The sequence below is a fragment of the uncultured Luteimonas sp. genome (genome assembly GCF_947492465.1).
Lineage (GTDB): Bacteria > Pseudomonadota > Gammaproteobacteria > Xanthomonadales > Xanthomonadaceae > Luteimonas.
The window spans coordinates 22,843-40,286 of sequence record NZ_CANLNF010000014.1; the positions used below are offsets into that span (position 1 = coordinate 22,843).

20 protein-coding genes are annotated in these 17,444 nt (G+C 71.4%); 10 read left to right on the forward strand and 10 right to left on the reverse strand.

Features of this window, described 5'->3' with window-relative positions; genetic code table 11:
• The first annotated feature begins 107 nt into the window (after nt 1-107).
• Nucleotides 108-590 carry a nuclear transport factor 2 family protein gene (locus Q0863_RS17900; protein WP_298581591.1) on the forward strand — a complete coding sequence of 161 codons (483 nt, stop codon included), beginning with the start codon at nt 108-110 and terminating at the stop codon, nt 588-590.
• Nucleotides 591-706: 116 nt separating this feature from the next.
• Nucleotides 707-895: a CPXCG motif-containing cysteine-rich protein gene (locus Q0863_RS17905; protein ID WP_298581593.1), complete on the forward strand. Its 189-nt coding sequence runs from the start codon at nt 707-709 to the stop codon at nt 893-895.
• 114 nt (nt 896-1,009) lie between these two features.
• Here the strand turns inward: Q0863_RS17905 and Q0863_RS17910 are convergent, their stop codons facing one another.
• Together Q0863_RS17910 and Q0863_RS17915 are read right to left on the reverse strand one after the other, a co-directional pair.
• Nucleotides 1,010-1,867, reverse strand: coding sequence for a chemotaxis protein CheX (locus Q0863_RS17910; RefSeq protein ID WP_298581595.1), 858 nt, complete (start codon nt 1,865-1,867; stop codon nt 1,010-1,012).
• A 39-nt stretch (nt 1,868-1,906) separates the two neighbouring features.
• Nucleotides 1,907-2,275: a response regulator gene (locus Q0863_RS17915; protein ID WP_298581596.1), complete on the reverse strand. Its 369-nt coding sequence runs from the start codon at nt 2,273-2,275 to the stop codon at nt 1,907-1,909.
• 162 nt (nt 2,276-2,437) lie between these two features.
• On the opposite strand from Q0863_RS17915, the gene Q0863_RS17920 reads away from it, so the two are divergent.
• From Q0863_RS17920 to Q0863_RS17930, 3 genes are all read left to right on the forward strand, one after another.
• Nucleotides 2,438-3,301 (forward strand): RNA polymerase sigma-70 factor, encoded by an 864-nt coding sequence (locus tag Q0863_RS17920; protein WP_298581599.1) that lies wholly within the window; start codon nt 2,438-2,440, stop codon nt 3,299-3,301.
• Between the two features lie 79 nt (nt 3,302-3,380).
• Nucleotides 3,381-3,824: a carboxymuconolactone decarboxylase family protein gene (locus Q0863_RS17925; protein WP_298581601.1), complete on the forward strand. Its 444-nt coding sequence runs from the start codon at nt 3,381-3,383 to the stop codon at nt 3,822-3,824.
• A 122-nt stretch (nt 3,825-3,946) separates the two neighbouring features.
• A complete protein-coding gene (locus Q0863_RS17930; RefSeq protein ID WP_298581603.1) occupies nt 3,947-4,171 on the forward strand; it encodes a hypothetical protein in 225 nt (74 codons plus the stop codon).
• Nucleotides 4,172-4,248: 77 nt separating this feature from the next.
• On the opposite strand, the gene Q0863_RS17935 is transcribed toward Q0863_RS17930, so the two are convergent.
• Nucleotides 4,249-5,409 (reverse strand): phage tail sheath subtilisin-like domain-containing protein, encoded by a 1,161-nt coding sequence (locus tag Q0863_RS17935; RefSeq protein WP_298581605.1) that lies wholly within the window; start codon nt 5,407-5,409, stop codon nt 4,249-4,251.
• Nucleotides 5,410-5,588: 179 nt separating this feature from the next.
• On the opposite strand from Q0863_RS17935, the gene Q0863_RS17940 reads away from it, so the two are divergent.
• The gene (locus Q0863_RS17940; protein WP_298581607.1) at nt 5,589-5,942 is read left to right on the forward strand and encodes an FKBP-type peptidyl-prolyl cis-trans isomerase; all 354 of its coding nucleotides are present in this window, start codon (nt 5,589-5,591) and stop codon (nt 5,940-5,942) included.
• 114 nt (nt 5,943-6,056) lie between these two features.
• Here Q0863_RS17940 and Q0863_RS17945 read toward each other — a convergent pair whose 3' ends face one another.
• The 4 genes from Q0863_RS17945 to Q0863_RS17960 form a co-directional block, all read right to left on the reverse strand.
• Nucleotides 6,057-6,542 carry a pyridoxamine 5'-phosphate oxidase family protein gene (locus tag Q0863_RS17945; RefSeq protein ID WP_298581609.1) on the reverse strand — a complete coding sequence of 162 codons (486 nt, stop codon included), beginning with the start codon at nt 6,540-6,542 and terminating at the stop codon, nt 6,057-6,059.
• Between the two features lie 99 nt (nt 6,543-6,641).
• Nucleotides 6,642-7,274, reverse strand: a complete 633-nt coding sequence (locus tag Q0863_RS17950) for a hypothetical protein (RefSeq protein WP_298581611.1) — start codon at nt 7,272-7,274, stop codon at nt 6,642-6,644.
• A gap of 94 nt (nt 7,275-7,368) precedes the next feature.
• Nucleotides 7,369-8,319, reverse strand: a complete 951-nt coding sequence (locus Q0863_RS17955; RefSeq protein WP_298581613.1) for a hypothetical protein — start codon at nt 8,317-8,319, stop codon at nt 7,369-7,371.
• Nucleotides 8,320-8,333: 14 nt separating this feature from the next.
• Complete coding sequence (locus tag Q0863_RS17960) at nt 8,334-9,392, reverse strand: glycoside hydrolase family 11 protein (protein ID WP_298581615.1); 1,059 nt, start codon at nt 9,390-9,392, stop codon at nt 8,334-8,336.
• Nucleotides 9,393-10,046: 654 nt separating this feature from the next.
• On the opposite strand from Q0863_RS17960, the gene Q0863_RS17965 reads away from it, so the two are divergent.
• On the forward strand, nt 10,047-10,430 hold the full coding sequence (locus tag Q0863_RS17965; RefSeq protein ID WP_298581617.1) for an MAPEG family protein: 384 nt from the start codon (nt 10,047-10,049) through the stop codon (nt 10,428-10,430).
• 31 nt (nt 10,431-10,461) lie between these two features.
• Nucleotides 10,462-12,939 carry a cation-transporting P-type ATPase gene (locus Q0863_RS17970; protein ID WP_298581619.1) on the forward strand — a complete coding sequence of 826 codons (2,478 nt, stop codon included), beginning with the start codon at nt 10,462-10,464 and terminating at the stop codon, nt 12,937-12,939.
• A gap of 79 nt (nt 12,940-13,018) precedes the next feature.
• Here the strand turns inward: Q0863_RS17970 and Q0863_RS17975 are convergent, their stop codons facing one another.
• Both Q0863_RS17975 and Q0863_RS17980 read right to left on the reverse strand, forming a co-directional pair.
• Nucleotides 13,019-13,879 (reverse strand): type II toxin-antitoxin system RelE/ParE family toxin, encoded by an 861-nt coding sequence (locus tag Q0863_RS17975; RefSeq protein ID WP_298581621.1) that lies wholly within the window; start codon nt 13,877-13,879, stop codon nt 13,019-13,021.
• A 516-nt stretch (nt 13,880-14,395) separates the two neighbouring features.
• Complete coding sequence (locus Q0863_RS17980) at nt 14,396-14,647, reverse strand: hypothetical protein (protein WP_298581623.1); 252 nt, start codon at nt 14,645-14,647, stop codon at nt 14,396-14,398.
• Nucleotides 14,648-14,740: 93 nt separating this feature from the next.
• Between Q0863_RS17980 and dbpA the strand changes: the two genes are divergently transcribed.
• Nucleotides 14,741-16,123, forward strand: a complete 1,383-nt coding sequence (dbpA, locus tag Q0863_RS17985) for an ATP-dependent RNA helicase DbpA (protein WP_298581625.1) — start codon at nt 14,741-14,743, stop codon at nt 16,121-16,123.
• 33 nt (nt 16,124-16,156) lie between these two features.
• Here dbpA and Q0863_RS17990 read toward each other — a convergent pair whose 3' ends face one another.
• Nucleotides 16,157-16,558 (reverse strand): hypothetical protein, encoded by a 402-nt coding sequence (locus tag Q0863_RS17990; RefSeq protein ID WP_298581626.1) that lies wholly within the window; start codon nt 16,556-16,558, stop codon nt 16,157-16,159.
• Between the two features lie 346 nt (nt 16,559-16,904).
• Here Q0863_RS17990 and Q0863_RS17995 point away from each other — a divergent pair, with 346 nt between their 5' ends.
• Nucleotides 16,905-17,180: a hypothetical protein gene (locus Q0863_RS17995; protein WP_298581628.1), complete on the forward strand. Its 276-nt coding sequence runs from the start codon at nt 16,905-16,907 to the stop codon at nt 17,178-17,180.
• The last annotated feature ends 264 nt before the right edge of the window (nt 17,181-17,444 follow it).

The window sequence follows — 17,444 nt, forward strand, 5'->3', positions numbered from 1 at the left end:
CGGCGGAAAGCCGGTTGTAGCGACGGCGCAAGGCGCAGTAGCCTGCCCGGAGCGGCGCGCCAGCTTGCGGGCGGCACGGTTCCGCCGGCCCAGTGAAGCGCGCGCCGTTGCGTGATCCGCGCGCAGGCCGGATCGGCAGGCAGGGCGACGACATCGCTTTCGTCCCACGCGATGAGCGCCTGCACGGCAGAACTCTCGAGGAGGTCGCAATGGATCGGGACCAGGCGAACGCCCTGTGGAAGTTGGAGGAACGGTTCTGGCTGGGTTCGGCGGACTTCTACGCGGCCCATCTGGCGGAGCACGCATTGATGGTGCTGCCGCCACCGGCCGGGATGCTCGACCGGCAGGCCACCATCGAATCCATCGGTGCGGGCGCCCGCTGGCGCAGGGTGTCGTTCGAAGCTCGGCACGCGGTGACAGGAAGCCCCACGACGGCTGTGCTCGCCTACATGGCGCATGCGGAGCGGGATGCGCCGGGCAGTACTTACCGCGCCCAGTGCAGTTCGACGTATGTACACGAGCAGGGGCAGTGGCGGTTGCTGCTGCACCAGCAGACGCCCACGGCACAGACCGATGCCGACAAGGGCTGACCGCTGCGCTCACGCCGCGCGTCCGCGTTCGATCCGGTCTGCGGTGACGCGGCACCGGGATGCATCGAACGTGGATGCAGCCTCCCTTCTTGCGCGCTTCCCCTAGCGAGGTCGCCATGCTCGAACACCAGGACGCCCAATGTCCGTATTGCGGCGAAGTCATCAGCCTCACCTTGGACGCCAGTGCAGGCGCGCAGCGCTACATCGAGGACTGCCAGGTCTGCTGCAGGCCGATGACGGTGGTGCTGGACGTGGACCCCGACGGCAGCAGCCGGATGTACGTGCTGGCGCAGGACGAAGTCTAGGGACAGGCGGATGTTGCGTGCCGCGGACGACTGCCGCGGCGCGACGATGCTCCCTTACAGCAGGGCAGTCAGGCTGCGTGGCCTGCCTGCGGGCCCGATGTTCCTGGCCGCCGACTACGCCGGCCGTCCCACCACCAGCACGAACGCGCCCAGCTGCGAGCCCATGCCGACGGCGAGGCTGCGTTCGCGGTCCGCGGCCAGCGTCGCGGCCGGGACCGAGGTGTCGGGCGGGAGCGCGCGATAGGACGCTTCGTCGTCGGTCATCATGTCGCGCACCAGGTAGCCCATCAGCACGTTGACCATTTCGCCCAGCGCATCCAGGGCGAGCGCGTCGTCGCAGCGCGCCGGTTCGATGCCGAGCAGGGCGCAGGCGAGCGCGCGCGCCGTGGACAGGTCGCTGGCCAGGCCGATGTCCATCGGCTCGTCGCCCAGCACCCGCACGTTGGCCACGCAGGCCCAGCCGTCCAGGTCCCCGGGCGCCAGGGCTTCGGCCGGCAGGCACTGGCTGCCGAGCATGCGCGGGAACAGCCTGGCGCAGACGCCGATGGCGCTGTTGGCCAGGGCGCCCAGCGGGTGGGTGGACAGTTCATGGTCCAGCGCATGCCGCGCCTGTTCCTGGTCGGCGCGGTGTTGCGCGAGTTCGGCGTCCAGGCGCGCGGCATCGACCATGCCCTGCTCGAGCAGCACCTCGCCGAGCAGCTTGCGCCCGGCCTTCTGCGCATCGAGCAGTGCGGCCAGCTGCGCCTGGTCGAGCAGGCCCATCTCCAGGGCGATGTCGCCGAAGCGCCGGTCCTCCACGCGCTGGCGCTGGTGGATGCGTCGCGCCTGGACCCTGTCCAGCATCCCGTGGCGCACGGCTAGTTCGCCCAGCAGCGGGTTGGAGGCACGCTGCGCCTCGATCGCGGCCAGCAGCTGCGGCGCGGTGATCACGCCGCGCTCCAGCAGGAACTGACCCAGGAATTTCGCTGCCATCTCGTGCCCTCTGATTCGGATAGTCGGTCGGGCCGCCGCTCAGGCGAGCACCTGGTGGAGCACGCGTTCCATCGCCTCGGGGTCGATGGGCTTCTGCAGGTAGGAGCGTGCGCCCAGGCGCAGGCATGCTTCGATGTCGCTGCGCGCACCGAGCGAGCTGAGGATCACCACGCGCGCCTGCGGATCCAGCTCGAGGATGCGCGCCAGCGCGCGGCGTCCGTCGCACTCGGGCATCACCAGGTCCAGCAGCACCAGGTCCGGACGCAGCGCCTGGTACTGGCGGACCGCCTCCAGGCCATTGCCCGCCTCGCCCACCACCTCGAACCCGGCTTCCTGCAGCTGCCCGGCCGCGAGCATGCGCAGCGCGCGCGAGTCGTCGCACAGCAGGACGGTGGGTCGTGCAGTCATCGGTCTCTCCTGGTCGCGGCGTGACGCCTGTGGGCCCTGTTGGCGATAGCGGCGGGCCTGCGGGATCCTTTAGCGGGTCCGGCCGGGGGCCGGGACAACCCCGATCCCGTCCGATCCGCACCGCCGCTGTCACGGCCGCACGCCCTCGCCCGTCCAACCGTCATGACCCCGAACGACCAGACCTTCGAAACGCTGCGGCCACGCCTGCTGGCCCTGGCCTACCGGATGCTCGGCACCCGCGCCGATGCCGAGGACGCGGTACAGGACGCCTGGCTGCGCTGGCGGCAGGCCGACCGGACGCAGGTGCGGGACGCGACCGGCTGGCTGGTGGCGACGGTCACCCGCATCGGCATCGACCGCCTGCGCCTGGCGCAGACCGCGCGCACCGACTACGTGGGGCCGTGGCTGCCCGAGCCGCTGGTCATCGACGCCTCGCCCGGCCCGGCCGGCCGCGCCGAGATGGCCGAACAGGTCTCGCTGGCCTTCCTCGCGCTGCTGGAACGGCTGGGGCCGGAGGAACGCGCGGCGTTCCTGCTGCGCGAGGTCTTCGACTACGACTACGCGCGCATCGCGGCGATGCTCGGCCATGCCGAAGCCAACTGCCGGCAGATGGTGCATCGCGCACGCGAGCGCCTGCAGGCCGGGCGCGCGCGCTTTCCCGACGTCGCGCCGGAGCGCCACCGGCATCTGCTCGAGCGGTTCCTGGAAGCGTCCGCCAGCGGCGACAGCGATGCGATCGTCGGACTGCTGCATGCCGACGCGCGGCTGCTGTCCGACGGCGGCGGCAAGGTGACCGCGGCGCTGCGGCCGCTGCACGGCGCCGCCCGCATCGCGCGGCTGTACTGGGCGGTCGCGCGGCGCGCCCCGGCCGGCGCCCGCTGGCGGATCGGCCACGTCAACGGCGAGCCGGCCGGGCTGCGCTTCCTCGACGGACAACTGCAGATGATCACCACCATCGTCTGCGACGGCGACCGCATCGCCGAGGTGCACAACCAGATGAACCCGGACAAGCTGCGGCTGCATTGAGGCCAGGTGTCACGGGACGGATCGCCCGGCCGTCCTCCAGGTTGAAGCGGCCACGGTGGCCGCCGATCCCGGAGCTTCCATGTCGCAGCACCCCCGCATTCCCTATCCGAAGCTGGCGCCGAAGGCCTTCCGCGCCATGCTCGCCCTCGACGAATCCCTGCACGGTGGGCGCATCGATCCGCGCCTGGCGGGCCTGGTGAAGCTGCGCGTCTCGCAGATCAACGGCTGCGCCTACTGCCTGGACATGCACGCACGCGAGGCGCGCGCGGACGGCGAGGACCAGCGTCGCCTCGACACCCTGGCCGGCTGGCGCGAGAGCCGCCTGTTCGATGCCCGCGAGCGCGCGGCGCTGGGCTGGGCCGAGTCGCTGACCCGGATCGAGGCCACCGCCGCGGCGGACGCCGACTACACGCCGCTGCTCGAACATTTCGACGAGACCGCGATTGCCGAACTGAGCTTCCTGGTGGTCGAGATCAACGCCTGGAACCGCCTCGCCGTCGGCATGCGCACGCCCCTGCCCTGAGCCGGCGCCACCGCTGGGCCGCCATGCACCTGGCGGTTCGGCGGCAACGCGCCCCAGGGCGGCGAGGGCATGACAGCCGGCTGCACGGCGCCATGACATCGGCGCGCGCAGCATTGGTCGCCATGAAGACCAAGGCCGACATTGATCGCGAACTCGCGCACTTGCAGGAGCGCCTGGCCGAACTGTGCGACCGCCTGCCACCGGCGCGGGTGATCGAGGCGTTCTCCGGCGAGACCGCGCCGCTGACCGACCAGGTCCCTGCCGAGCACGAGGCCTATGTGGAGGAGCGCATCCACCGGATGCTGGCCGAGGCCGGGCTCATCCAGGACGACTCGCCCGGCGGCTGACGCGGGTCCATTGCGCGCCTTCCTGGCGGAAGCCGATTGCGCGACGGCGCTGTCCGGTCGCCGCGCGGGCGAGGGGCTCATTGCGCCTGCCAGGCGAATCGCAGCGCGATGAACTCACCCGGCCTGCCTGGCGCGACGCCGACCACGCAGACCGTCCGCCCGTTGTCGATGTCCGCGGCAGTCATGGTGGCGGCGTCGCAGCGGACGAACCAGGCCTGTTCCGGCTTCGTGCCGACCAGCGCGCCGCGCTGCCACTGGGTTTGCAGGAAACCATCGATGGCCGCGCGCACGCGCGCCCACAGCGCCGGGCCCTTGGGCTCGAACACCACCCAGCCCGTGCCGCGCTCGATGCAGGTCTCGAGATGGTCGAGATAGCGGCGCGTGGCGATGTATTTCCACTCCGGATCCTGGGACAGGGTGCGCGCACCCCATACCCGGTATCCGCGCCCTGGCAGCAAGCGCAGGCAGTTCACGCCTGCCGGATTGAGCAGCGCCTGCTCGTCGCTGCCGATCGGCCGTTCCAGGCCCACGGCCGAGCGCAGCGCCTCGTTGGCCGGCGATCCGTGCACGCCGCGCGCCTGGTCGCTGCGCGCATAGATGCCGCAGACGAATCCCGATGGCGGCAGCAGCTGCGGGGAAGCGCCGTCGCCAGCGGCGGGATCGCCGGCGACCGCGATCCACGGGTAGTAGAGCGCGGCGCGACTGCAATCCAGGGCGGCGACCAAGGTGCGGGCGGTGGCCGGCGTGGCGCCGGGCGGCGTGTCCAGCACTGCGAACCGACGCGCCCCCGGGCGCCCGGCCTCGTCGGCAAGGATGCGATGAAGCGCTGTCGTGTCGCGGCACCAGGCGCTGGCGCCGGGCGCGGCGAGGATCGACACCGCCTCGGGCATCGGTGTCGCGGCCAGCGCCTGTGCATAGTCGGCAGCCTGTGGCGCGGTGCCGTCATGCGACGGCGCCAGGCGCAGCACGTACAGCCGCCTGCCGCCTTCGGCAAAGAAGGCGCGCACGGCGTGGGCGAGGTAGTGGAGCGTCGCTCCGTCGGCGAAGGCCAGCGGCGCATCGCCGCCGTAGATGCGCGCGAAGTCGTCGAAGCCCCCCAGCAGCGGCGGCGCCTCGCCGGGTGCCGGTCCGTCCTGGCTGGGGCCGACGAACGCACACGTGGAGGTGGCCACCGGTTCGATCGACCTCGTGGCAGGGACTTCCTCGACGTAGACGCCTGGGGCGCGGTACTGGGGCACGGCCTTCTCCGGGGGGTCGTCGCGGGTGGCCGCGGTCGATGGAGAACAACGCAGGTGCAGGATGCAAAGGGCCAGCGGCGCCGGCCTCTGCGCACCCGCCCGCGGTCGCCTGCGTGGACAGCATCGCCCGGCACCGCGACTAGACTATGCGCCCCAACACGGACCTGGAATCAAAGCGCATGGCATTCACCACCACGGCCTCCGGCCTGCAGTTCGAAGACACCCGCGTCGGCGACGGCGCCGAGGCCCAGCCCGGCCACAACGTCACCGTGCACTACACCGGCTGGCTCTACCAGGACGGCGAACAGGGCGCCAAGTTCGACTCCAGCAAGGACCGCGACGAACCCTTCATCTTCCCGCTCGGTGCCGGCATGGTGATCAAGGGCTGGGACGAAGGCGTGCAGGGCATGAAGGTCGGCGGCCAGCGCACGCTGATCATCCCGGCCGGCCTTGGCTACGGCGCACGCGGCGCGGGCGGCGTGATCCCGCCGAATGCCACCTTGAAGTTCGAAGTGGAGCTGCTGGGCACCTGAGCCGGTCCAAGCGGAGTCCGGCCCGTCGGGCCGGCTCCTACGCTGTCGTCGCGACCTGGCTGCTTCCCGGACTTGCGCACTTTGCGTGGCTGTCTGGGGCGCTGCAACGCCGCGTCAGCCCAGGTCGACCTTGGCGACCTTGTCCTGGTAGTCCTTCTTCGGGTCGATGCCCATCAGCATCTTCACCCCGGCCAGCAGGTTGTTCTCGTTCAACCACACCTCGCCCTGGTCGGGATCCAGGCGCAGTAGCGCGAGCTTGGGATCGTCCTTGCCGGTGTACCAGGCCGCGACGAAGGGGTTCCACAGTCGTTCCACCACGGCACGGTCGGTATCGACGACCAGGCTGCCGCCGATGCTGGCGAACAGGGCATGATCCTTGGCGGCGAAAGCGGCCACGGCGCGACGCGGCGCGGCGACATGGCGCACCAGCGCATTGTCGGTCGAGGTGAAGAACCAGATCGGGCCGCGCTCCTCGTGCTCGAACTGCGCGGTCATCGGCCGGGTGTGGCCGTCCTCGAGTCCGTCCACGCCCAGCATGAGGGTCATGTCGGACTTGAGTGCCTTCCAGAGCTTCTTTTCGAGTTCGGCGGGATCGGACATGGGAAGTTCCGGCAGAGGGGGGAGCTGCAACCTAACCCCCCCACCGGTTGCGGCGCCGTGAACGCCGCCGTGTCCGGAAAGCCGGCGCGGTTCCAACCCTCATGTCCGTGGCGCGGCGGCCTCGGCCATCAGTGCTTCGAAGCGCACGCCGGTGTACAGGTCGCAGAAGCGCAGGTCGTCGAAACGTACCCGGTGCACGGTGGCCCCGTTGCCTTCGCGGTTGAAGCGCGCGTCCAGCTGCGCCATGACGTCGCTGCGGATCAGCAGCGGATGGCGGCCCTCGGCCAGGCGCGCGACCAGCGCGGTGGGACGCGGCAGCGGCGCCGCCCGGGCGATGGCGGCGGCGGATGCGGCCGAAGCCGCCATCGCCGCACGGGCGGCAGGCTGGCGCCGCAGCGCGAAGATCCCGACCGGCGGAAGCTCCAGGACGAAACTGGCCAGCGGGATCGTGCCCACCACGTTCACCGCATGCCAATCGTCGAGCACGGCGACGGGCGTACGCAATGCGACCTGCACCGACTGCAGGTTGCCTGCGCCAAGGCCGCGCAGGAAGTCGAGGACGCTGCGATGGAACAGCGGCGTCGATGCGCCCAACAGCAGCGGCGGGTCCGCCAGCGCGCAGCTGGCCTCGATGGGCGCCGCCGGCAGGCGGTCGAGCGGCCGTCCCGTCGACCAGTCCAATGCGGCGAACTCCAGCGAGCGGACGTGCCTGGGCAGCAACAGGTCGTACATGCGAGGTTCGGGCCGGGCGGCAGTAGCGGCGTGTTGCGCCAGTGTCCGGCCAGGTGCGCCAGCATGTCGAGCGCAGTGGCCGCGCCTTGCGACCTCAGCCCGTGGCCGCGCCGCACGGGCCATGGCCCGCCGCCACGGCCAGTGGCAGCGGTGGCAGTTCCGCGGCCAGTTCGCGCTCGGCGATGCGGGTGCGCGCCTGCGTGCTGAGCATGCGCAGTTCGTCGACCACGTCCCTGGCCAACCAGCTCACCGATTCGTCGGGGTGCGCGAGCAACGCCTCGACCATGGGCACATGGCGCTGGTTGCCGGTGGCGCGCAGGGCCAGCAGCGCATCGAGCACCACGCCGGTGTCGGGATCGCGCAACAGCGGCGCGGCGCGGTCGGCAGCGGCCACGTGGCGGGTGCGGGCCAGTTCCACCAGCGCCTGCTGGCGCTCGGCCGGGCTTGCAGCGTGCAGGCCGGTGGCGGCTTCCGCCACGTGCAGCTCGATCAGGCTGTTGTCGCCGCGCGTGGAGGCGACCTGGGCCAGCACGCGCTTGAACGCCGGATCGCCCTGCTCCAAGTAGAGCGCGGCCAGCGCGGTGTCGGGCAGCACGTCGCGGTTGTCGACCAGCTCGAACACGCCCTTGCTGGCGATCGCGACGCCCTCGCTGTCCGGATGCCGGACCAGGAAATCGTCGAGCTTCTCGCGCATGCTGCGGCGATCGTTCCAGGCCAGGGTCAGCAGGTCCTTGAGCTGCTGGTCCGCGTCCGGCGGTTCGGCGGCGCCGGGCAGACCGGCCCCCTGCCGCTGGCCACCCATCGCCTGTACGCCATCCCGCCCGGCACGCTTCGCCGCGAGGGCGACGGCCGGCGATGCGAACGCCGCCGGCCTGCGGGACAGCTCGGCCTCCAGTTCCGCGATGCGGGCGACGAGCGCATTGTCGTCGCCCGCATCGCAGCGACGGGCGTCGCCGCCCGCCAGCACGACGGCCAGGGCGCCGGCGCCCATGCCCAGCGCCGCGGTGATCGCCAGGGCAGGCAGGGACGCTCGGGACATGGCCATGGACGCCGCTCCGGTCAGAGGTTGCCGAAACCGATCGCGCCGTTGCAGTGCAGCCATTCGCTGCGGCCGTTGCCGCCGCCGCACTGGCCGTTCTGGTAGACGCCGGTGTTGTAGGTCTGGTCCTCCGCCTGCCGCACCGCGCCGTTGACGCTGATGTAGTCCACCTGCACGTCGCGGCTGCCGCCATCGTTGGTGAACTCGACCAGCGAGCCGCCCGATGCCGACGTCGTTGCCGTGTAGTTGGCCATGCCCGTGGCCAGCGTCCAGCTGGCGACCGTGGCGTTGTTGACCTTGAGCGAGATGTTCTCGCCGCCGGCCGTGCCGCGTGCGCGCACCACGATGGTCTTGCTGCCCGTATTGCCACCGCCACCCCCATCGCCGGAGCCGCCGGAACTGATGGTGATATCGCTGCTGCCCTGGCTCTGGTAGCCCTCGGTGGCGAACACCATGTAGTCGTGGTTGCCCAGGTTGAGGCCGCGGCTGGCCCAGTAGTTGAAGTGGTTGGCCACGGTAATGGTGCCGGAAATGTTGCCGAAGCCCTTCTTCGGGTTGCGCACGCTGAAGTACTGGTAGAACGTGCTGTTGTTGCCTTCGATCGAGGGCGCGTTCTGGCGCAGGCAGCGGCGCACGTTGTAGGTGGCGCCGTCGCTCTGGAAGCTGCCGTAATCGACGCCGCCGGCGCAGCTGGCCGGGTTGTAGGACCCGTAGCTTTCGATGACGTAGTACTCGATCAGCGGATTGCGGGTCCATCCGTACAGCGCCAGGTACGAGTTCTGGCTGTTGTTGACGCCGTAGTAGCCCGAGTAGTTGACCACGCGAGGTCCACCGGGATTCCAGCCCTTGCCGCCCACCCAGTTGTTGGTGTTGCTGGTCCACTGCGAGCTGTAGCGCCCGCCGGGATGGAGGGTCATCGAGGCGCTGCCCGAGTCCTTCCAGAAGGTGTAGTAGTAGCCGTCGTGGGTGCCGGTGGCGTTGTTGGTGAGCGTCTGCGCCTGCGCGCCACCGGCCACCACGCCGATGGCGCAGGCCAGGACGGTGACGGCGAGCGTGCTGCGGCTGTTGAACTTCATCATCGTGAGTCTCCGTGCGATGGTGCCCGTGGGGCCGCAGGCGTGCCGCGGCCCGAGGGTCCGTTGAAGGGATTGCATGGATGATGGATGCCCTGCGGATGCAGGACCGGGGGCATTGCCGCGCCAATGTGGGGACCGCACCTGCCGGGACGTCGCCGGCGGGACGGAATGGCGCCACGCCTGGCGGCGCGGGATCGAATGCTTCAACACGACAGCCCCTCCCTGGGTACTGCGACTGCTTATGCCTCTGCGTCTGCTGCGTCCAAGCTGAATGGTAGCGCTACCATTCAGCGCGCGGATTAATAGCAGGCCGACCCTGCGTGTAAAGCGAACTGGTTCGCAGTTCGATGCCCCAAAGCCATGATGTGAGCGCTATCAGCCGGCACTGTGATGCAGTCGCCGGCGCGGCAGGTGCGCCGCGACGCGCCGACCAGCGCTGTCATGTGCGCTGCAGCATGGGGATGCGCGAAAGGTTCCGCCGTGTCACGCCTTCCTGTCTGCGAGGAGGCGTGGCGATCGGCAGACGCCTTCGACACGGTGCCGATCCCCTGCGGATTGCTGGTGCCGACACACGCCCTTCCCGTCCAGGGCGGCCTGGCGTCGCCAGGGCCGCGAAGCCACGGCGTATCCTCTCGCTTCCATGGGGAGGGTCCGTACATGGCCTGGGTCGGCATCGTCGTCATCGTCGCGCTGTTGCAGTACTTCGGTTTCGGACTGGCCGTGGCGCGGGCCCGCGGGCGCTACCAGTGCCCGGCGCCGGCCACCACCGGCCACGAGATGTTCGAACGCTACTACCGCGTGCAGATGAACACGCTGGAGCAGCTGGTGCTGTTCCTGCCGGCGACGGTGCTGTTCGCGTGGGTGTTCGACCCGCGCTGGGCGGCGGCGCTGGGCGTGGTCTGGATCGTCGGCCGACTGCTGTACTTCCGCAGCTATGTGCGCGATCCACGTTCGCGCGCCCTGGGCTTCGCACTGACCGCGCTGCCATCGCTGGGCATGCTCGGCGCCGCCCTGGCAGGTCTGGTGCTGCAACTGTGGTGAGCGCACGCCGCGCCTGCCGGAGCGTGTCGGCGTGCATGTGAGGGTGCCGGTCGAGCGCCTGCAGGGCCTGCTCGGCACCGAAGCCGGCCTGTCGGGCGCCGAAGCCGACGAGCGCCGCCAGCGCCACGGCCGCAACGACATCGTCGAGGCCGCGCAGCCCACCTGGTGGATGCTGGCGCGCGACACGCTGCGCGATCCGATGCTGTGGTTCCTGCTCGGCACCGCGGCGCTGTTCGCCTGGCTGGGCGATCGCACCGAGGCGGTGATCCTGCTGTTCGCCCTGCTGCCCCTGCTGGGCATGGATGCATACCTGCACCGGCGCACGCAGGCCTCCACCCAGGGCCTGGCCAGCCGCCTGGCCACCAGCGCCCGCGCGCTGCGCGATGGCCGGTGGGTCGCGCTGCCGGCGCACGAGCTGGTGCCTGGCGACCTGGTCGAACTGCACGCCGGCGAAGCGGTCCCGGCGGACGGACTGGTGCAGTCGTGCGAGCAGCTGCTGCTGGACGAATCGATGCTCAGCGGCGAGTCGCTGCCGGTGGCGAAACAGCCGTTCGTCGCAGGCGCCGCCGCCGACGCATCGCGCCACTGGATGGCGGCCGGCACGCGCCTGCTCGGCGGCACGGCGCGCGTGCGCATCGCCTACACCGGCGGCGACACGGTATACGGCCAGATCGTGCGCCTGGCGGTGCAGGGCTCGCACGCGCGCACGCCCCTGCAGCTGGCCATCGCCCGCCTGGTCGCCACCCTGCTGGTGGCTGCGGTGGTGATCTGCCTGCTGCTCGCGGGCATCCGCCTGTACCAGGGCCACGGAATCGTCGACGCCCTGCTCAGTGCGGTGACGCTGGCAGTGGCGGCGCTGCCGGAGGAGTTCCCGGTGGTGTTCACCTTCTTCCTCGGCGCCGGCGTGTACCGCCTGGCCCGGCGCCAGGCGCTGGTGCGCCGCGCGGTGGCGGTGGAGAACATCGGGCGCGTCACCTGCATCTGTTCGGACAAGACCGGCACGATGACCGAGGGCCGGCTGGCGCTGGTGCGGCGCGAACCGGCCTCCGGGCTGGAGGAGGACGCACTGCTGGCGCTGGCGGCGCTGGCCTGCCGCCGCGACAGCGGCGATCCGCTGGACGCCGCGATCCTGGCGCTCGTGCCGCAGGCCGACACGCGCACGGCGCCGCTGCGCGTGTTTCCGTTCACCGAAGCGCGGCGCCGCGAGACCGCGCTGTGGCCGCAGGCGCCGCAGGCCGCGCTGGCAGTGACCAAGGGTGCGCCGGAGACCGTGCTCGACCTGTGCGCGCTGGCCGAGGCCGCACGCGCCGACTGGCTGGCGCGCGTGGCGGCGCACGCAGGCAAGGGCCACAAGGTCATCGCCTTCGCCTCGCGGACCGTCGACGCGGCCAGCGCGGCAGGTGAGGAGCCCAGCCACGGCTTCGTCTTCGCCGGCCTGCTGGCGTTCGCCGATCCGCTGCGCGAAGGCGTGCGCGAGGCGGTGCGCGCCTGCATGGACGCGGGCCTTCGCGTGATCATGGTCACCGGCGACCATCCCGGCACGGCACGCGCGATCGCGCTGGAAGCGGGGCTGGGTGGCGGAGACCCGGTGGTCGCGACGCTGCAGGAACTGGGCGACGGCGACCAGCCGCTGGCCCGCGTCGACGTGGTGGCGCGCGCGGCGCCGGCGCAGAAGCTGGACCTGGTGCAGCGCCTGCAGCGCCAGGGCGAGATCGTGGCGGTGACCGGCGACGGCGTGAACGACGCACCGGCGCTGCAGGCAGCCGACATCGGCATCGCGATGGGCGGCAGCGGCTCGCAGAGCAGCCGCGAGGTCGCGTCGATCGTGCTGCTCGACGACAACTTCCGCACCATCGTCGGCGCCATCGGCGAAGGCCGGCAGCTGTTCCGCAACCTGCAGGCGAGCTTCGCCTACCTGCTGATGGTCCACCTGCCGCTGGTGCTGAGCGCGGCGCTGGTGCCGATCTCCGGGCAGCCGCTGCTGTACCTGCCCATCCACATCGTCTGGCTGGAGCTGCTGATCCACCCGACCGCGCTGCTGGTATTCCAGGATCCGCCGCCGGCCGGGCACATGGCGCCGGTCGTGCGCGAACAGCGCGCGACCTTCTTCGGGCGCCGCGCCTGGACGGTCATCGTGCTCACCGGGCTCGCCGCGACGGCGACCGTCCTGCTGGCCTACACGCACGGCGCGGCGCAGGGCGTCGAGTACGCCCGCACCCTGGCCCTGGCGACCCTGGTGCTGGCCAGCGCGACCATCACCGCGGCGCTGTCGGGCCTGCGCTCGCGGATCGCGCGGCTGGTCACCGGCGCATCGGTCGCCTCGCTGGTGCTGCTGGTCCAGGTCCCGGCGCTGGCCGACTGGGTGCACCTGCGCCCGCTGGGCCTGCTGGACTGGGCGCTGGCGGTCGCCGGTGGCCTACTCGGTGGCAGCTTGGCCTGGCTGTTTGCCGCGCGCGGGGCACAGCGTGGCGGGCGGGCCGTCGCCATGCCGGTGGAGAGAACAGGCTGAGGGTTCTCCCATCCTCGATTGCAGGTCTGGGCGTATCACCCGGTGCAGCTTCCGCGCCACCGCTCCGGCGGCACCCCATTCACCGGTACGGCCGCGGCCCGCGCCAGACCAGTTCGCCGCGCCGGTACACCCGGTGCATGGTGATGACCTGGCGCGCATCGCCGATCCCGGCGAGTTCCGGCGCATCCGGCGCCAGCAGGCGGCAGGGACCCGACTCGCGCCGCAGCGCGGTTTCCAGCGGGCAGACCATGTAGTCGCGCGTGCCCGGCAGCGGGATGAAGACTTCGCTCATGCCCTGGTCGCGCCATTCGCGCAGGCGGCGTTCGCTGCTCAGGTCGTAATAGACCTGGTAGCCGCCCACCTCCATGCTCGGTTGCGCGGAGGGGCTGTCGCGACGGCGGCTGTTGTCCGAGCCCGGCCCGCTGGTGGGACCGGCATGCACGGGCGCGGTGTCGCGGGGCAGCATGCCGGGCGGCTGGCCCCAGCGGTGCGCCGGACGCCGCGCGGTCGGGGGCGGCGCCGCCGGTGGCGCGACCGCGGCCTGCGGACGCGGCGCGGATGCCCGCCGTGCCGGTCGGCTGCGGGCGGGCGCTGCCTGCAGCGGTTCGTCCACGACCTGTGGCAATGCCGCGTCCGCGCGCGGTACCGGCGTGGACTGCAGGCGCGAGGTGGGCGGCGGCGCGGGCGCGGGCGGTTCGGGAGACGCGGGCGGCACGGGCGAGGGCACCGGCTGCGGCGGGGTGTCGCCGATGAAGTCGACCAAGGTCACGCTGCCGGCCGACGCGCCCTGTGGCGCGGTCATGGTGACCGGCGGCGCCAGCAGCGCCAGCAGCAGGCAGGCCAGATGCAGCAGCGCGCTCAGGAGCGCGGCGATCCAGGGCTGCAGGCGTTCGATCCGGGGTTCGTCCCTGGCATCGGCCAGGCGCGACGCCTGGCTCATGCCGCCGGAGGCGGATCGGGGAGGTGGGCCTTCATGCAGGATCGGGGGACGGCCGGCGGCGCAGCATCGTAACGCGTCGGCCTGCCGCCGGCATGCCGGGTAGCGGCCCTGCAGCCCGGAAGGAAAGCTTCCGGTCAGGAGGCGCGGGTTGTCTGTCGAGTTCGTGGGCGGTGCCGACGCCCCCCACGCCAACCTGACCTCCGGGACGCGCGCGACCCGTCCGGCCGCAGCCTTCGCGCGGTGGAACGTACGGCGGTCGCAGGACGGGATTCACGCATGCCCGCCTGCGGGTCCGCTACGGTGTCCGCTCCGTTCAGCCCCCAACGGAGTGCTGCCATGACGTTTCCCCGGCGCGAGATTCCCGGCCAGGTGCCGCATCCGATGCGGGATCCCGTCCCGGACCAGCCGGTCGACCCGGTCCCCGACCAGCCGATCGACCCGGTCCCGGACTGTCCGACAGACCCGGTCCCCGACCAGCCGGTCGATCCACCGTCGCCTTGGCGATAGGGCGCCACGCTACATCGGCGGCTCGATGACCTCGTCGAGCCGATCGGACGACACCACGTAGCCGCCCTCCTCGATCGCCGCGCGCACCTCCAGCAGCGCGCCTTCCAGTTCGTCGAGTTCGTCCTGTCCGGCGGCGGCCACCAGCTCGATGCAGCGATGGTTGAACCACTCCCAGAACTGGCGGAAGGTCTTGCCGTGCCAGTGGTGGTGGCCGATGCCCTGGTGCAGTTCGCCCACGGCAATGGTCAGTTCGTTGCGCATCGCGCGGCCTCGCCCGATCGTCCAGGGGCATCGATTGTGCGCCGGAACGCCTGCATCCGCGCCCTCCCGGCGCACGACCTGCGATCATGGCGCATGAGCACAGCCCCCGCCTTCGCCAGCCTCGACCTGCCCGCCACCCTGCTGCAGGGCATCGATGCGCTCGGCTACCAGTGCATGACGCCGGTACAGGCGCAGGCGCTGCCGGCCATTCTCGCCGGCCGCGACGTGATCGCGCAGGCGCCCACCGGCAGCGGCAAGACCGCCGCGTTCGGGCTGGGCCTGCTGTCGCGGCTCGATCCGGCGCGCATCCAGACCCAGGCGCTGGTGCTGTGCCCGACCCGCGAGCTTGCCGACCAGGTCGGCAAGCAGCTGCGCAAGCTGGCGATCGGCATCCCCAACCTCAAGCTGTCGATCCTGTGCGGCGGTATCCCGCTCGGACCGCAGCTGGCGTCGCTGACGCATGCGCCGCACGTCGTGGTCGGCACGCCCGGGCGCATCCAGGAACTGGTCAAGCAGCGGGCGCTGCAGCTCGATGGCGTGCGCGCGCTGGTGCTCGACGAGGCCGACCGGATGCTGGACATGGGCTTCGAGGAGGCCATCCGCGACATCGTCAAGCGGCTGCCGAAGGATCGGCAGGGGCTGCTGTTCTCGGCGACCTATCCGGACGGGATCCGCGCCCTGGGTGCCGCGATGCTGCGCGATCCGTTGGAGGTGAGCATCGGCGACGGCATGCAGCCGGCGGCGATCGAGCAGCTGTTCTTCGAGGTCGACGCCGCGCGGCGCGCACCGGCGCTGGCGGCCGTGCTGCTGCGCCACCGGCCGGAGTCGGCGGTCGTGTTCTGCAATACCCGCGCCGACACGGTCGAGGTGGTGGGTTCGCTGTCGCACTACGGCTTCTCCGCGCTCGCCCTGCACGGCGAGATGGAGCAGCGCGACCGCGACGAAGTGCTGGTGCAGTTCGCCAACCGCAGCTGCAACGTGCTGGTGGCCAGCGACGTGGCCGCGCGCGGCCTGGACGTGGAGAACCTGGGCGCGGTGGTGAACTACGAGCTGCCCAGCGATGCGGACACCTACCTGCACCGCATCGGTCGCACCGGCCGCGCCGGTCGCGACGGGCTGGCGCTGAGCCTGTGCGCGCCGCGCGAACTGCCTCGCGCGCGCGCGATCGAGGAACGCCAGGGACGGCCGCTGCGCTGGGAGCCGCTGCAGCCGCTGTCGGGCAAGGCCGCCAACGTTCCCACCGCGCTGATGGCCACGCTGCGCATCGATGCGGGCCGCGGCGACAAGTTGCGCGCCGGCGACATCGTCGGCGCGCTCACCGGAGATGCGGGCCTGCACAAGGATGCGATCGGGCGGATCGACGTGTTCGCCACGCGCAGCTATGTCGCCATCGCCCGCAAGCATGCGCCGCGCGCGCTCGCGGCGCTGCGCGCGGGCAGGATCAAGGGACGCAGGTTTCGGGTCAGTCCGCTCTAGGGCGCTTTGCCGGATCGGGAGCCGAGTGCTGGCTCAGTCCGCGGCGTTCCCGCCCTCGCGCGTCCGCCTCGACAGCGACGCGCGCACATGCTGCTGGTCCGGCAGCTGCGTGCGCACATCGTAGGGGAAGTCGAGGAACTCCAGGCCGACACCCTCTTCGCCGGCGAGGGCTTCGAGCTCGATCCGGATCGATTCCAGCGCTTGCTGCAGCGCCTGGAACGAGTCGATGCCGCAGGCGTTGTGCACGCGCACGCTGTCGCCATCGCGCCAGCGGACGGGGCAGCGCCAGTCGGTGCCACCGATCGTTTCGACATCCTGCACCGGCCGCCCGATCTCGATGTGCAGCGACGACGGCTGCCCGTGGCGGATCACCGTCATCGTGCGCGCGGCGATGGGGTGGTCGAACGTCGTGGGGATCGGCGGCAGGGTGGACATGCGGACAGGGTTCCTGGACGGGCGGCCGATGATGCCAGCGAACGCGAATGCGAGGGCACGGCCCGACGATCCGGTCGGCGCCGGCATTCAGCTGCGCTATCGGACACGATGACGTGGTCGGTCAAGGCCGGGCGATGAAGCTGCTGACCAGCGCGCGACCGCGGCTTCGCAACGGCCCGCGCAAGCCTGTTCGATCACGGGCTCGCCCCCCACTGCGGCGACCGTCTCGCACAAACGGTCCATCACCGCTTTCCTGCCCGTCATCTGGCCAGCATGTCGATGCACCGCGCACAGCCGCGCCGTAGGATGGGCACGGCGAGACGCGATCAGCCCGAAGAATCCTGCCATGACCGCCGACACCTACCGCCCGATCAGCTGCGACTTCCACGACATCCTCGAGGCCACGGCCACGCGTCGTGCCCGCGCGCGCATCGTGTTTCTTGACCAGGATGGCCGGCGCCAGACCGTCGAGGCGCGGATCGTCGATCTCGGCACCGGCGTCGGCGGCGAGTACATGACGCTGCAGACGGGAGAGGTGTTGCGCCTGGACCGGATCGTGTCGGTGGACGACGCCCGCCTGGCCTCGTTCGCAACCCACGGGCCGGACGCTGCGGACGATTGACCGCGGCGTCAGCGGCCCTGGCAGCGATCACACCGCCCCGCTGATCCAGTGCCCCGGATCGATCGAGTCGGCGCGACCGCAGGCGCGGGAACCGTCAGTCCTTGCGCGCGCGCTTGCGTGCGGAGGCGCGACCGGCCTTGCTGGCGGCCGCCTTTCTGGCGGCCTTCTTGGCGGGCTTCTTGGCGGCCTTCTTGGCGGGCTTCTTGGCGGGCTTCTTGGCGGGCTTCTTGGCGGGCTTCTTGGCGGGCTTCTTGGCGGGCTTCT

What these genes read in the sequence shown, in the direction of transcription:
- Q0863_RS17905 (WP_298581593.1), top strand. Translation starts at nt 707, where the DNA reads ATGCTCGAACACCAGGACGCCCAATGTCCGTATTGCGGCGAAGTCATC.
- Q0863_RS17930 (WP_298581603.1), top strand. Translation starts at nt 3,947, where the DNA reads ATGAAGACCAAGGCCGACATTGATCGCGAACTCGCGCACTTGCAGGAG.
- Q0863_RS17960 (WP_298581615.1), bottom strand. Translation starts at nt 9,392, where the DNA reads ATGATGAAGTTCAACAGCCGCAGCACGCTCGCCGTCACCGTCCTGGCC.
- Q0863_RS17965 (WP_298581617.1), top strand. Translation starts at nt 10,047, where the DNA reads ATGGCCTGGGTCGGCATCGTCGTCATCGTCGCGCTGTTGCAGTACTTC.
- Q0863_RS17910 (WP_298581595.1), bottom strand. Translation starts at nt 1,867, where the DNA reads ATGGCAGCGAAATTCCTGGGTCAGTTCCTGCTGGAGCGCGGCGTGATC.
- Q0863_RS17925 (WP_298581601.1), top strand. Translation starts at nt 3,381, where the DNA reads ATGTCGCAGCACCCCCGCATTCCCTATCCGAAGCTGGCGCCGAAGGCC.
- Q0863_RS17920 (WP_298581599.1), top strand. Translation starts at nt 2,438, where the DNA reads ATGACCCCGAACGACCAGACCTTCGAAACGCTGCGGCCACGCCTGCTG.
- Q0863_RS17955 (WP_298581613.1), bottom strand. Translation starts at nt 8,319, where the DNA reads ATGGCCATGTCCCGAGCGTCCCTGCCTGCCCTGGCGATCACCGCGGCG.
- Q0863_RS17945 (WP_298581609.1), bottom strand. Translation starts at nt 6,542, where the DNA reads ATGTCCGATCCCGCCGAACTCGAAAAGAAGCTCTGGAAGGCACTCAAG.
- Q0863_RS17950 (WP_298581611.1), bottom strand. Translation starts at nt 7,274, where the DNA reads ATGTACGACCTGTTGCTGCCCAGGCACGTCCGCTCGCTGGAGTTCGCC.
- Q0863_RS17995 (WP_298581628.1), top strand. Translation starts at nt 16,905, where the DNA reads ATGACCGCCGACACCTACCGCCCGATCAGCTGCGACTTCCACGACATC.
- Q0863_RS17940 (WP_298581607.1), top strand. Translation starts at nt 5,589, where the DNA reads ATGGCATTCACCACCACGGCCTCCGGCCTGCAGTTCGAAGACACCCGC.
- Q0863_RS17990 (WP_298581626.1), bottom strand. Translation starts at nt 16,558, where the DNA reads ATGTCCACCCTGCCGCCGATCCCCACGACGTTCGACCACCCCATCGCC.
- Q0863_RS17915 (WP_298581596.1), bottom strand. Translation starts at nt 2,275, where the DNA reads ATGACTGCACGACCCACCGTCCTGCTGTGCGACGACTCGCGCGCGCTG.
- Q0863_RS17975 (WP_298581621.1), bottom strand. Translation starts at nt 13,879, where the DNA reads ATGAGCCAGGCGTCGCGCCTGGCCGATGCCAGGGACGAACCCCGGATC.
- Q0863_RS17980 (WP_298581623.1), bottom strand. Translation starts at nt 14,647, where the DNA reads ATGCGCAACGAACTGACCATTGCCGTGGGCGAACTGCACCAGGGCATC.
- dbpA (WP_298581625.1), top strand. Translation starts at nt 14,741, where the DNA reads ATGAGCACAGCCCCCGCCTTCGCCAGCCTCGACCTGCCCGCCACCCTG.